Source organism: Fodinibius sediminis (assembly GCF_900182555.1).
GTDB classification, from domain to species: Bacteria; Bacteroidota; Rhodothermia; order Balneolales; family Balneolaceae; genus Fodinibius; species Fodinibius sediminis.
On record NZ_FXTH01000010.1, the window covers coordinates 103454 to 118351 of the forward strand.

6 protein-coding genes are annotated in these 14898 nt (G+C 49.3%); 1 reads left to right on the plus strand and 5 read right to left on the minus strand.

Annotation, left to right across the window (positions count from 1 at the left end; translation table 11 throughout):
- Nucleotides 1-11: 11 nt before the first annotated feature.
- Nucleotides 12-1466: an AGE family epimerase/isomerase gene (locus FN808_RS12105; protein ID WP_142714862.1), complete on the minus strand. Its 1455-nt coding sequence runs from the start codon at nucleotides 1464-1466 to the stop codon at nucleotides 12-14.
- 289 nt (nucleotides 1467-1755) lie between these two features.
- On the opposite strand from FN808_RS12105, the gene FN808_RS12110 reads away from it, so the two are divergent.
- The gene (locus FN808_RS12110; protein WP_142714863.1) at nucleotides 1756-5106 is read left to right on the plus strand and encodes a VCBS repeat-containing protein; all 3351 of its coding nucleotides are present in this window, start codon (nucleotides 1756-1758) and stop codon (nucleotides 5104-5106) included.
- Between the two features lie 18 nt (nucleotides 5107-5124).
- Here FN808_RS12110 and FN808_RS12115 read toward each other — a convergent pair whose 3' ends face one another.
- The 4 genes from FN808_RS12115 to FN808_RS12130 all read right to left on the minus strand — a co-directional run bounded on the left by FN808_RS12115 (nucleotide 5125) and on the right by FN808_RS12130 (nucleotide 14505).
- Nucleotides 5125-8466, minus strand: coding sequence for a VCBS repeat-containing protein (locus FN808_RS12115; protein WP_142714864.1), 3342 nt, complete (start codon nucleotides 8464-8466; stop codon nucleotides 5125-5127).
- 1 nt (nucleotide 8467) lies between these two features.
- Nucleotides 8468-9073: a TonB-dependent receptor plug domain-containing protein gene (locus FN808_RS12120; RefSeq protein ID WP_142714865.1), complete on the minus strand. Its 606-nt coding sequence runs from the start codon at nucleotides 9071-9073 to the stop codon at nucleotides 8468-8470.
- Nucleotides 9074-9347: 274 nt separating this feature from the next.
- The gene (locus tag FN808_RS12125) at nucleotides 9348-10892 is read right to left on the minus strand and encodes a SusD/RagB family nutrient-binding outer membrane lipoprotein (protein ID WP_185958379.1); all 1545 of its coding nucleotides are present in this window, start codon (nucleotides 10890-10892) and stop codon (nucleotides 9348-9350) included.
- 43 nt (nucleotides 10893-10935) lie between these two features.
- Complete coding sequence (locus tag FN808_RS12130; protein WP_185958380.1) at nucleotides 10936-14505, minus strand: SusC/RagA family TonB-linked outer membrane protein; 3570 nt, start codon at nucleotides 14503-14505, stop codon at nucleotides 10936-10938.
- Nucleotides 14506-14898: the final 393 nt, after the last annotated feature.

Consider the following 14898-nt stretch of genomic DNA (forward strand, 5'->3'; position numbering starts at 1 on the left):
ATTTTCGCTACTCATCGCATCAACTCCACCTCTATTTTTTTATTCCCGGGAGGCAATGTAATAAACCCCTCCTCCGCATTGAACTGATCCCAGATTTCACCATCTATTCGAACACTGTTAATGTAGACTTCAGAATCCTCCGTGATATTCGGATACAGTCTCCCCCCCTTTGTGGGGCCATCAACCTTGAAATATAATGTCACGGGCTGCTCTGCTACCCAGAAATTAAGATAGAGATAATTTAACAGCCCATGCTCCATGGAATGATATGAGGTCTTCGAACGCACCGCTTTGTTACCCTCAACCAGCCTGCCCTCCACCCCCACTTTCAGAAAGGCGCCACCGAACTCTTTGTCCATAATATGATCATTCCAAAAATCGGCTCCCTTCTGAAAATTTTGAAGATGATTCCGATCACCGGTAATCCGGTACATATACAGCTCCAGCATGTTTCCGTACGCCTGGATCCACCAGGAGGTACTGGCTCTTTTTTTATTTGAATCCCGGAGAAAACTGTGATGCCATGCCCCTGTTTCGCGGTTAAAGGCAACTTCATACAAGGGAGTATACAACTCCATAGCCCTCTCCCTGTACCGATCTTTGCCGGTAAGAAGGTGCACCCTGAGCAAGAGCCATACCAGTTCCAGGTTGTGCCCCACATTGATTCTGTTACTCCGTTCGCCATTGAGCTGCCACTGCCGGTCGAAGCTTTCCAGCAGCCATCCTTGCTCCGGAGCCCTCATTTTATCCAGCATTAGTTCTATTCCCCTAACCTGTTCATCCAGATACCGGGTACTCTGTGTAACAGGATACAGGTAAGCAAGATAACCGGACAGGGACGCCAGCTGAGGAGTAGCCTTCTTGGTGTCATCCTCAACCATAAGATCCCGAGCCAGGATATTAACATATCCCCCGTTTTCAGCATCCCAGGCATGCCTGTTCAACAATTCGATTGATTTTTCAAGATTATTTAAAACCCGTTTATCACGGGTCACAACATAGTACATGGAAAGCCCGGTCACGGCATAAAGCTGCATAAACATGTCTTTTTGGCTATCGACAGGCTCCCCCTGCATATCAAGCTCATTAAACCACAATCCATATTCCGAATCCCATCCATTTTCCAGCAGGTCATCAACAATGCCTTCGGCTATCTCCAGGTATCGGTCTTCGCCGGTGAGCAGATAGGCCGTCGAATAGCTGAAAATATGGCGGGAAACCATTCCGGGGAACTGGCTATCTCCCTGGAACGGCTGCCATTCCCGATCCATATATGACGGAAAGGATCCCGTATCAGCGTCGTAGGCATACTCTGTCCACGGAATAATGATTTCGTTAAGAGCCTGGCTTTTCCAAAAATCACCCTCTTTTACATCACTATTTGAAGCGTCCCTTTCCCTACCGCATCCCCCAAAAAGCAATATAACACACACGCCCACTAAATGACTCAATTTCACCTTATCCATAGTATATTTTCTGATTTAATACCCTGTCAACTAACAAAATCAATTATACCATTGTATTAATGCAAAAGGAAATAGCCAAATGGCACCTGTTTTACAGGTCCGCTTAAATCCTTCAATCAATTCCTTCCTCTCATGATGACGGCCCATCTGCCAAATCCTCAATTAATATTTGATGGATTCGGATATAAATTGAATATTCATTTCAGATACTTAACAACAGGGTTTTTTATACTGCTTCAAGATAAGGGATACAGCACCTCGTCAATAGCTGAATAGTTGATCTGCCTCCATGACTCAGTCAAAAAAAACAGTTCTTTTTCCGGGTCTTCTCACATGCATCCCATTGCTGGCCGTCCTCATCCTCACCAATTGTGCTGCCTCAACTGATGCACCACCCCTTTTTGAATTGGTACCCCATGAACAAACAGGCATTAATTTCATTAATAATGTGGAAGAAGGTGTAGGAAGCAACATCCTGGAAACCGAATTTTTCTATAACGGCGGCGGGGTAGCGACAGGAGATATTAACAATGATGGACTGACAGATATTTATTTTACTGCCAATACAGGGGAAAACGCCTTATATCTTAACCAGGGTAACTTTCAGTTTAAAAACATCACGGCCAAAGCAATGGTCGGCGATGCTTCGGGCTGGTCGGCCGGAACAGCTATGGTCGACATCAACGGGGATGGGTTTTTGGATATTTATGTTTGCAAGGCGGGAGAAACGACATTAAAAAATCGTCATAACAAGCTGTTTATTAACAATGGGGATATGACGTTTACCGAGGCAGCCGAAAGCTATGGGCTGGATGACCCGGGCTACTGTACACAGCCCGCTTTCCTTGATTATGACCGTGATGGTGACCTCGATCTCTATATCGTCAACTATTCCGTTAAACCGCTGACCGGCTTTGACCTTGATGATATCAGGACACAAGTGGATCGTTACGCCGGTGACAGGCTTTACAGGAATGACAACGGAACGTTTAGGGATGTCAGCAGGGAAGCCGGTATTGAACAAAATCCCATTGGCTTCGGACTCAGTGCAACGGTCTCTGATTTAAACAGGGATGGCTGGCCCGACATTTTCGTTACCAACGATTTTATTGAAAGAGACTACCTGTACATCAATCAGGGTGATGGAACCTTCGAGGACGAGATATTTAGCAGGACGGACCTCACCTCTTACTTTTCGATGGGGTCGGACATCGCCGATATTAACAACGATGCGTCACCTGACATCCTGGTCGCTGATATGCTGCCATACGAATATGCCCGCAGAAGGGTTTTTAAAAAACCCGACTATAGCATGTATGAGCAGTTGACCGCCCATGGATACCACCGGCAGAACATGAGAAACACCCTGCAAATCAACAGTGGGAATGGGACATTCACAGAAGTGGGGCGTCTTGCAGGTATTTCCAATACAGACTGGAGCTGGGCTCCCCTGCTGGCTGATTTTAACAACGACGGCCGGAAAGACATTGTCGTCACCAACGGTTTTGGCCGGTTCTACACCGATCTGGACTACCTGAATAATATTCTATGGGAAAAATATCCCCATGAGGAATTACCGGAAGATCCGAAGCTCCTCTATAAGCTCGTCCAGCAGATGAAACCGGTTGAGCTGCATAATTTCGCCTTTAAAAATGAGGGAAACCTGTCGTTCAGAGATGTATCGGAGACCTGGGGCGTTAATCAGCAGGGCCTCTCTACCGGCGCAGCCTATGCGGACCTGGACAATGACGGGGCGCTGGATTATATCGTGAATAATATCAATGAACCCCCCTTCATACTCAGAAACAGGACCCGGACCAGAAAGGAGAACAACTACCTGAAGATTCGCCTGCAGGGAGCCGGCATGAATACTTACGGCATCGGGGCCAAAATTACCGTCACCGGTAAAGACAGTACCATCTTCTTCCAGGAAAACTTTCCTGTACGCGGCTTTCAATCATCTGTCGATCCCGTCCTTCATTTCGGTCTTGGTTCCCATCAACAGGTTGACATTGAGGTTATCTGGCCCGACCAGTCTCATCAGAAGATAACTGATGTCAGTGCCAACCAGCTCGTCAGGCTTCACCAGAACAGGGCCGGGAAGCCTTCTTCGGTCCATAAGGATTCCATGTCGCAGCAAAACCAGATGTTTTTATTTCTTGACAACGCTGCCATGGGAATGGATTTCACTCACCAGGAGAGCATACAACGCGACCGAATTGACACTCCCCTCATGCCCCATACCTTGACTAACCTCGGCCCGGCACTGGCCAGTGGAGATGTCAATAATGATAAACTCGCCGACTTGTTTGTAGGTGGAGGCCAGGGACAAACAGCTGCTCTCTACCTTCAACAACCCAACGGCACATTCAACGAAGTACCGATAACTGCCTTCGAAGAGCACCGGCAGCAGGAAGACACCGATGCGCTTTTTATGGATATCACCGGCAACGGGAGCCTCGATCTGTATGTAGTCAGCGGTGGCAACTCTGATCCGGCTAATGGGCCCGGATACCAGGACCGCCTGTATATTAATGACGGATTTGGCAACTTCGCCTATGCTCCCGATGCACTGCCCCGGATGCATAGCAGCGGAGGAACCGTGACCCCGGTAGAACTCAATGGAGACGGCGCCCCGGACCTCTTTGTCGGAGGCCGGGTGAACTCCGGTCGCTATCCCTCTGCACCCCGGAGTTACCTGCTTAAAAACAACAATGGTCAATTCAGAGATATCACTCAACAAGCGGCACCTCAGCTCGCTTCACCGGGTATGGTCACAGATGCCGTCTGGGGAGACTTCAACAGCAATGGCCGGCCGGAGCTTGTTATTGCCGGCGAATGGATGCCGATTCGCATCTTTGAGAAAAACAATGACCATACCTTCCATGAAATTACCAAAGCGGCTGGACTCCAAACCAGCGCCGGCTGGTGGAACGTCCTGAAAGCAGCTGACCTCAACAGTGACGGGCACCTGGACCTTATTGCAGGTAACAGGGGGCTTAATGCCTTTTGGGATGCCTCCACCAAATCACCGGCAATCGTGTATGCCGGTGATTTCAACCATAATGGTTATTACGATCCCATCCTGACACAGGTCATCGAAGAGAATCGCTACCCCGTGCCCGGCAGAGATCTGTTGCTTCGACAACTGCCTGAACTGGAAAAAAAATTCCCGACCTATGCCTCTTATTCAACAGCTACCATCGAAGACATTCTCACCGATGAACAAATGGAGGATGCCATAAAACTTGAAGCTCACACCTTTGCATCAACGGTATTCCAGAATAAGGGCGATGGCACATTCCGTTCTATCCCACTGCCCCGGCAAGCACAAACAGCCCCGATTTTCGATATGGTAGTATCCGATTTTGACCATGACTCCATTCCTGATCTACTGGTTGCCGGCAGCAACTTTGGAACCCGTCCTGAAAATGGTCCCACAGCCAACGAAGGAATGTTACTAAAAGGCCAGGGAACTTTTGACTTTAGCCCGATCAGTTCTCATGCAACAGGCTTTCTGGGTGTAGGTGATGTTCGAAATATCGAGGTGCTCTCCAGTGGTATTGGGCCACTGATCATTGTAGGCCGGCATGGAGATACGCTCATTCCCTATCTGTACCAGGGTCCGCAAGGACAGTAAAGCCCGATGACCCCGCACCTAATCTCGTCCGCTGGACCGGGGCTCAGCATTCACTTTAACCAGCTGCAAATAATCATCATTTTTGGCAATCAAAATTCCCCTTTCCCCATTCCGGCCTAATCGAATACGTTCCAGATCCTTGACATCTCCTCCTGCATATAATCCACTTTCACGGGCGGGAATCGAACGCAGGCTACCATCCTCATTTCTTGCCAGGAACAGACCGATACTTGCATCATTCCTGGGGATATGCGTTTCGGAGCTGTAGAGGTTTCCTGCAATGACAACATCAGTACGATTGTCTCCATTAAAATCTTCGGTCAGAATACCGTTTACCGAGGATAGCTGAGCCATATTCGGAAGAGGTGAAACCGTAAACCTACCATTCTCCCCATTCTCCAGGTAACTACTGGCAAAGGTCCGTGCCTTATAGTTCAGGGCCTCACTCAATTTCTGCTGGCCGAATATATCATCAAGTGTAGCTCGTCCATAGGCATCAAAGGTGGTAAACTTCTTCTTGATAAAAGGAAATTGCTGCTGCATGATCTCCTTTCCGCGGCGGGGATAAAGGTGACCGCCATTATAATAGCCCATAACAATTTCCTGGCGACCGTCCTCATTGAAATCACCACTAAACAGCTGAAAAGGTTCCTTTTTTGAGGTGCGAAAGGTATAGTTCAGTCCCAGATTTCCCCCGATATAGTCCATATTTCCGTGTTCATTTATCCCCGCCTCGGCAATGCTGAACCACCATCCATTGGTATCTGAAAGCCCCGCCTCTGATGTTTTGTTGATGAATACCCCTTCCTCATTTTCCATAACCAGAATCGACATCCATTCCCCCACTACCATCAGGTCCACCTGCTTGTCCCCATTATAATCCGACCATATCGCATCTGTGACCATACCTGCTTCATGTAAATCCGGGGCTATCTCATCAGTTACATCAATGAATGTTCCCCCGTCATTTTTGAGAATGTAACTTCGGGGAGGTGAAGGATAACGGCCCGGAATAAGCCGACCTCCGACAAAGAGATCGGTCTGCCCGTCGTCATTGAAATCCCCCGGTGCTACCACCGAACCGCTCGTCAACATCTCGGGCAGGGCCGCTGAAGATTTCTCAAAATTCCCCTCCCCATCGTTCAGGTAGAGACGATCCTGCAGTTCCGGTGAATGGGGATCAAACTCACTCCCCCCGCTCACTACGTACAGGTCCAGGCTTCCATCCCCGTCAGCATCAAAAAAGGCGGCCTCCATATCTTCACTCCGGCTGTCAAAACGCCAGGGCTGTGATTCAGCCGGTGAGAACGATACCTCCTCGTTCTGTATATACAGGGTGCCGCTCTGCTCATGCGCTCCCCCGACAAAAAAATCGTCAAGACCGTCGGCATTGACATCTCCCACCGCTATGCCCGGACCAAAGTTCGACATTTTATGGGGCAGCAGGGGTTCTTTGGCAAAATCATCATATGCATTTTCCTGATGCTGGTATGACAGATCGGCCTGCCGTGTTATATCACTGAAAAGGGGTTCCTGCTGTTGCTTCTGCTTCTCAACAGGATGAGAGGCATCACCATAGTTCAATACTTTCGTCTGGTCTGCCGCGATGTTATAGATTGTCTGCTGTTTACCGTCCGGCCATCTCACAACAGCACTGTCAGCCTGCAAATGGTTTCCCAGTCCAAAGTGAACAACATCCTCCATGGAAGATTGAAATCCACGGTTCAGGTAGTGCTCAATCATCTGCTGCTCTCCCCCGCTATAGACTGTTACCCGGCTACCCAATCCGCTCCGGTTATTTGAAGGCCCATCCAGTTTGATCCTGAGATAATGCCGGCCGGCGGCGGCCGTGTTTCTGTAGATGTAGGGTTTGTCATTTACATTGGTTATAACAAGATCAAGCGCCCCGTCGTTGTTTAAGTCGGCATAGGCGGCCCCGGTTGAAAAGCCCGGATGATCCATGCCCCATGCCGCATTTTTTTTCGTAAAGGTCAGGTCCCCATTATTCCTGAATATATAGTTTGAGATCGGAGTTGACGGAATTCGGGCCAGCAGCTTCGGCATAAAATCCAGGATGCTCAGATCCTCCTCGGCCCGTACCCTGTCCAGTATTTTATTTTCATATCTATCATAATCCTTGTCTGCCACCTCTTTGTAATACCCATTGGCAATAAAGATATCCTTAAGGCGGTCGTTATCGAAATCGGCCATCAGGGCAGCCCAGCTCCAGTCTGTATTGGAAATACCTGCAAGCTGCCCAACATCACTGAACACCGCCCTGCCATTGTTAAGCTGCAGCGTATTGCTCATATACTGATAATGGAATCCGTCTTCCACCATATAACCAAAGGTAGTGGGATCCATGCCCGTCATATTTGTTTTTTGGCGATAATTCCCTTCCGCAATCATATCGGCAGCCAGGATATCAAGCCATCCATCGTTGTTAAAATCAGCAATATCGTTCCCCATGGAAAACTGAACAATATGAGGCATCGCCTTCTTCAGTTTCTCGGTAAACGTTCCATCTCCGTTGTTTATGTAAAGATAGTCCCTTTCCAGGAAGTCATTTCCTACATAAATATCCGGACGACCGTTATTGTTCAGGTCACCGATGGCGATGCCCAATCCATAACCGACGGGATTACCGATTATACCGGCTTCTTCACTGACATCCACAAATCCATTGCCCGTGTTTTTATACAGCTTGTCTCCCACATAGGGATCCCGCTGCCCGACGACCTCCGCAGGGTTAAATGACTCCATTTGCCGGATATTATGGTTCAGCAGATACATATCCAGCAGGCCATCCCCGTTATAATCTAAAAAGGCTGCCTGCGTCGCATATCCCCGGTCATCCAGGCCATACTCAGCGGCTCTTTCGGTAAATGTCATATTCCCATTATTAATATAGAGCTCATTGGCCCGCAGCTCGGGTTCCAGAGGCCCCGAACGGCATACATAAATATCGAGGTAGCCGTCATTGTTTATATCCACCATTGACACCCCGGTATCCCAGCCCTGGCTGCCCAGTATTCCCGCCTCAGCCGCCACCTCCTCAAACCGCATATTGCCATTATTTTTGTACAGCCTGTTTTTCACGAAGTTGCCCGTAAAATAGATATCCGCCAGCCCGTCATTGTCCAGGTCGCCCGTTGCTACACCGCCTCCGTTATGCAGATATTCGTAGGTAAGAATATTAAGGTGTTTGGATTCCGGAATATTATTACTGAACTGAACATTAGTAGCGGAAGGATCCAAAAGCTTTAAACGGGGGGGGGCGGCCTTACTGTCAGATTGCCCCCTGGAAGAAGTGGGAACGACCATCAAAGCAAGCGCAAGCGTTAAAAAGCGATATATCATTTCAGTGATCTTTCTTCCCGTTGTTTTTCTGTTCCCTCATCAGTTCCTGCATGCCGAGCGAGGCAGCATCACCTCTGGTATACACCGTGTCGCCCGAGGATTCAATATAACTCACCTTCCCCTTTTTCCCTCTTTTGGTCTTAATGATAACAACTCCATTCCTGCCGCGCTCCCCATAGAGCGCAATTGCTTCTGCCCCCGTCAGCACCTCGACCGACTCTCTTTCCTCCGGGGGGATATCCAGTGGCGTGTTATATTCTTTTTCTCCCCAGCTTCCCGCGCTGGCCCGTCGATGCTGCTCCCTCACAACGCCATCGATCACATACAGGGGCTGCTGCAAGCCGGAACTCACGGCCGTCCCCGCCTTTCCGGTATCGTGCTCACTTTGAACTTTCTTCACAGCCACAGGGTCCGGTTCCACCAATTTCCTGATCTGTTCTTTGTTGTTTGCCTCTTTCGAATTAGCCGCCGTGATATCAATAAAATCTCCCCTTGTGCTATTTTTCTCTACAGAAAGATCGCTCTTTTTCCCACCCTTCCCCGGCTGCTCAGTACTACAGAAGCAGCATAAAACCATCGGAATCAGCAAAATAGAAAACCTCATCATGAATCCAACCCCACGTTGTTAGCAGATGTCCCTTATCACTTCCTTAAAGAATATAAAATGCAGCCATCTAAATTGCACACCTGCAGGAGGACATTAATTTTGCTCAAGGTACGCTCTGTGAGCAAAAGCGAATGGTAAAATAGGTTCTGGACGATATGAGTTCTGAAAAAATATCCTGCTGACTCTTGTTCATTGTCAACTATGCTGTTGCCTTAAAAAAGGCAAGCCGGATACGACTTGCCTTTTCATAGAGCACCATTACGGTTTAAAGCTGTCACTGCTGTCCGTTACTCGGATTAGCATCGATCCAGACTTTTGTCATAACTTCATCCGGGCCCTGGCGCTGTATCGCTTCTTGATAGTTCGTTGGATTGAGCGAAGCCTCATCCCGGTGATAGAGACCTCTCCGGGGGATGTTTCCATTGGTCACCCCCTGGGCACTGCCGGGATCCAGCCGTGGATAGGACGTCCTTCGCCATTCGATATAGGCCTGCATCGACTGGTCAAAAAAGGCCAGCCATTTTTGCGTCATAATTTGCTCCATCTGGTCTGCATGGGTTCCGCTTAGAGAACCTTCATTCGCGAGGTAAGCTTCAATATCTCCCTGCGACACATTATAAGGGAATCTGCTCAAATCAGCCTGAATGCCATCCTGGTAATACTCCTCGGCCGCAGCCGGTGCTGCGCCCCAACCTTCCAGAGCCGCCTCGGCCTTAAGGAATGCAACTTCTGGATACATAAACACCTTCATGGGACGGGCCAGGGCTTCATTCACAAAGATGCTGCTGCTGGGATAGGAATAGTCCCCCACATCGACCTGATCGGCTTCAGCATTGGTCATGCCGTGGGGAATACCCCGATACTCCAATGGTGGGTCATTTTTGGAATTTGCTGTCGGTTCTGCAATGAGTGTCAAGCGCGGATCATCTTTCGCTTTCAAGGTTTCGATGATGGTTTCCCCAACCTGCGACTTCCCCACCGGTTGACGGAAGATAGCCAGTATGGGGTGAGCCTGGAAATCAGAACCGCCTCCCGAAGTAGTGGGAACCGTGGCTGATTCGGCATTACTTGCCAGCAGCGGACCGCCCATGGCATCGGTCACGGCCTCCTCGGCAGCCGCCGGATCGATATATTTTAGCCGCATACCTATTCTCAGCTTCAGGGAGTTCCCAAATTTTCTCCACAGATCTATGTCACCACCGTAGAAAAAGTCGGCCTCCCCAAAAGACTGGTCCCCGTTATTCAACTTACCAATATACTTGTCCAGCGTATCCAACAGTGCGGGATAGATATCCTGCTGGGCATCATAGACGGGGGTTGAAATGCCCGAGATCCCCTGTACCGCCTCAAAATAAGGCATATCGCCTACAAGCGCTGTCAATCGCTCTGCCACATACACATGCAGAAACTTCACCATGGCCATTTTTGAGCGGATTGCCGGATCGTCCGGGTTGCTGCCTTCCACACTGCCAAGCAGCAATTTTTCTGCCTGGGACAGCTCTTTGAGCTGGTTGTAATGCCATTCCCAGTCATTATCGTGCCATGCCAGCATCGGGATATAGAAGGGCGCCGTCTGGTTACGGTCGGAGATACCCCAGTGCTGAACCCAGGCGCCGTATTGCATCGTATTGGTCTTCCAGTAGTCGTTCGAACTGTCATACATCATATCCCGTTGAGTACTGCTGAAGACCAGGGCCGGGTCTATCTCAGTCACTGAGGTAGGTGGCTCATTCAGTTCCTCAAAATGATCCGTGCAGGAAACAACGGCAATAATTGTCAACAGGGCAACCGACAGAGAGTTATAAATATCGCGCTTCATTTTTTTCCATGGTTTAATTGCAGATTTCCGTCTTTTCATAAGTTTACAGACCCAGGCTGAGGTTAAAGCGAACATTTCTGGTCATGGGAAAAGCCGCTGATTCCAGACCTATTGAATTGCTGGAAACATTAAAGCTGGCGGATTCCGGAGAAAAACCGTCGGTATGCCTCTCCAGGTAGAGCAGGTTTCTGCCGATAATCGAAAATCTCAGGGAGTTTATTACCGATAAACGCTCTACAAGCGATGGAAAGGTGTAACCTATACTTACCTCCCTGAGCGCGATGTAGCTCGCATCGTTGGTAAACGCTTCAGCAACAGACTGTTCCGATCCGGGAGCAGCTTGCGTCCAGTAATCCTCCGCACTGATTTGCATGGTGTTTTCCTGGCCGGTCGAGGTCCATCCCCCATTCCCGTCCGGTTCTGCAATTACGCCTTCAGCCACCAGCGTACCGTCCCGTCCTTTCAGGGTCCGCTTGGTGGTTCCGTGGATGGCCTCGTTTACATTTGACATCGAAACGATCAATCCCCCCTGCGAAATATCGATGAGAGAATTTATATCAAAGCCCCTGTAGCGGAAGGTATTCGTGATTCCTCCCGTCCAGTCGGGCACGGCATTGCCGACACGGTATTGTCCCGTTTCCCGGATGGGAAGTCCGGTATTGGGATTAATGAGACGGTTCCCCGCTTCATCTCTCAACCATCGCGCGGCGGCAGAATAGATCTCTCCATACGGTTGACCTGGATTAGCCGTGATAATAGCTCCCCGGTCAATACCAAGCTGAAAGCTCTCTACACCTTCCGTAAGGGCAACGACCTCATTCTGGTTGGTCGCATAGTTAAGGCTGATATCCCACTGGAATCCTCCGGTATACTGGATGGGAGTCCCGGAGAGCAACAGCTCGATCCCCTGGTTTTTAATTTCACCGGCGTTAATGCGCTTGTTGGTAAAGCCGGAGGAGGGCGGAACCGCGATACTCAGTATCTGGTTCTCTGTAACGGCATTATAATAGGTGATATCCGCCCGCAATCTGCCTGAAAAAAACCTGAAGTCCGTACCTACCTCGATGGATGTTGTAAGCTCATTTTCCAGATCCTGCAGCGGAATCGTGTTGGTAAAGTTTGCAAGTGCTCGTCCATCCTGGGTTTCATTCGCCAGCGAATAGGTCCCCGTCAGCTGATAGGGGTCACCCGAATTGCCCGCCTGCGCCCAGGATGCTCGCACCGAACCATAGGAAAGCACATCCGAGTCCAGCCCAAGAGCATCCGACCAGATAAAGTTTGTACTGATGGATGGATAAAAGAAAGAAGCATTATCGGCGGGCAGCGTAGAAGACCAGTCATTGCGGGCCGTCCAGTCAATATACCAGAAATCCCTGAAACTGATCTGTCCAAAAGCGAAGAGAGAGTGAATTTCATACTCCGACAGACCGAAGCTGGTGCTCTGAACTTCAGTATTGCCGATAGTAATCAGATCCGGTACTGAAAACCTGTTGCCACTTTGCCCTACAGAACGGTAGAAACTCTTCAGGTAATTACCACCGATATTTCCGGTTACGGTTATATCTTCGGTGACAGCTTTTTCTGCCGATGCCAGGAATTCCACATTGTCTTCGCGGAAGCGGTCAACCGATTCACTCATCGATCCCGGTATATCAACCCTTGTTCCGATGGTACTGTAGTTGAAGAACTGGTCGGTATAGGTATCCCTGGATGCTTTGGCCGAAAGAGACGCCCAGTCGCTGAGGTCATACTGCAGGGAAACATGACCTATAATACGCTGCCTGGTATCATTGGCCGTTGTATTGTTTACCGTCCAGTACGGCTGTTCGGTAAATGTAGCGTTAGTCCAGTGCCGGGTATACCCTTCTGTCAGCTGCTCATCCGTGTACCCATGGAACCCATTGGGATTTTGGAGATCCTCCTGGGTTAGTTCATACCGGTATAAACTCTCCAGCCTGGTATTCCGCGGCATGTAGCGAAAAGCGTAAGCCACATTTCTTTGCTGGTCGGAAAGCCCGGGCCGGTTGTCGACATCCTGCGAAACGAAATTAACCTGGGCTTCTGCAGAAAATCGATCCGTAAACTGATGGGAACCCCGGAAGTTTACCGTATTTTTCTTCAACCTGTTTTGCGGTAACAGCCCGTTGTTTGTCACATTAGCAAGAGAGAGGCGAAATGTGGTTGATTCGTTACCTCCCGTCAAAGCCAGGGAATTTTCGTAGGTCGTTTCGGTATTGTAGAAATCGCGGACGTTGTTGGGCTGCGGGCTGAAGGGCATCAGCTTGCCGTCCCAGGTGTACACTTCACTGCCATCCATGCGAGGGCCCCAGCTAACGGGACTTTCCGTTCCGTCATTGATGGTCGTAATTTGCGGGGTATAATTGCCCGGCTGTCCCATTTCATTCCACTCGGCCCGGGAGATGATCTTGCCATTACCGTCATTATAGAATCTGTGCGACCCTTCATTGCCCAGGCCATATTTATTTTGATAGTCCGGCAATATCCAGGGTTCACCAAGTGTAATACTGCTGTTGATCTCCACGCCAATGCCTTCCCGGCTTCCACCCGATTTGGTGGTGATCAGGATGACACCGTTGGCCCCGCGCTGACCATACAGCGCAGCAGCATTCGGCCCCTTCAGCACCGATATTTCAGCAATATCATTGGAATTGATATTTTGAATGCCATCGCCCCGGTCATATCCTCCCCATCGGCCTGCAGACCCCCTGTTGGTATTATCAATGGGGACTCCATCCACTACATACAAAGGCTGATTATTACCGCCGAGCGATGTGTTACCCCGAATAATCACCCTTGAAGAACCACCCGAACCACTGGACGCACTGCTGACGCGCACACCGGACACCTTACCCGACAGCGAATTGGCTACATTCAGATTGGGAGATTCCGCTATCTCCTCGCCTGTCACATTACCTACAGCCGTGCCCAGTGATCGCTGCTCCCTTTGCACATTAAAGGCAGTAACCACCATTTCTTCCAGCGAAGTTGCTTCCGACTGCAGCTCGAAATTGACTGTTACCGTCTCTTGCCCCTCCGAAATAGTGACTTCACGCGAACTTTCCTGATAGCCTATAAACGTAGCGACGAGCTCGTAGGTACCCGGTTCAACATCCGTAATAGTAAACTGCCCGTCTTCTCCGGTAGAGGCTCCTTGCGTTGTTCCTGCAATCGACACATTCGCACCGGGCAACACTTCCCCGGTCTCAGCGTCCGTAACGGTACCCGTCAATGTAGTCTGAAGGATCTCCTGCTGTTTCGGTGTTTTCTTCTTCAGAACAACATACCCCCCCTTGATCGGCAAATACTCTATTTCCGAATGTTCAAAGATCATCGCCAGTGCCTCCTTAAATGAGACCTCCGTCACTTGAATAGAATATGAACCGGTCTCATCCAATATATTTTCCCGATAGGAAAAAATGATCGGCACCTTATCTTCCAATGCCGCCAATATTTCTTTCAGGGGCTGATCCCGGGCATTGAGACTTACCTTCTGCGTCATATACGGTGCTTCATCCTCAATCATGGCCGGGTACCTCGACTTGGCCAGCAGATCCTCCACTTTCTGTGCTTCAGCGTATGGATTACATAGCATTATTATACAAAGGATCATTAAAGTGGTGCTGAATCCCTGTCTCCTTTTCCTCATAACCCCTCCTTTTATTTCTGAATACATTGTCAGTTATCGAAAGCGATTTGCAAGACCATCCCTTATCCCTTTCCTGCCTTACAACCCCTGCTTGAAACCCAAAAAAGCAAGTAGCTGCCCTTATTTTCAGCTTCTTATAAGTAAATACGAACAAACTACCGCTCTCCATGACAGAAAAATATTATTTCTCTGCTGCTGAAAAAGCCACACCGCGAATACCAACAGCAGGCATACAAGTTCAACGTAGGCTTTGCGGTGACCGTCTACATCCAGTGGGATTGTGGGAAAGGGGAAAATCAACCATAAACAGGGGGGATGACTGTCTGTTAATGAGGTTGC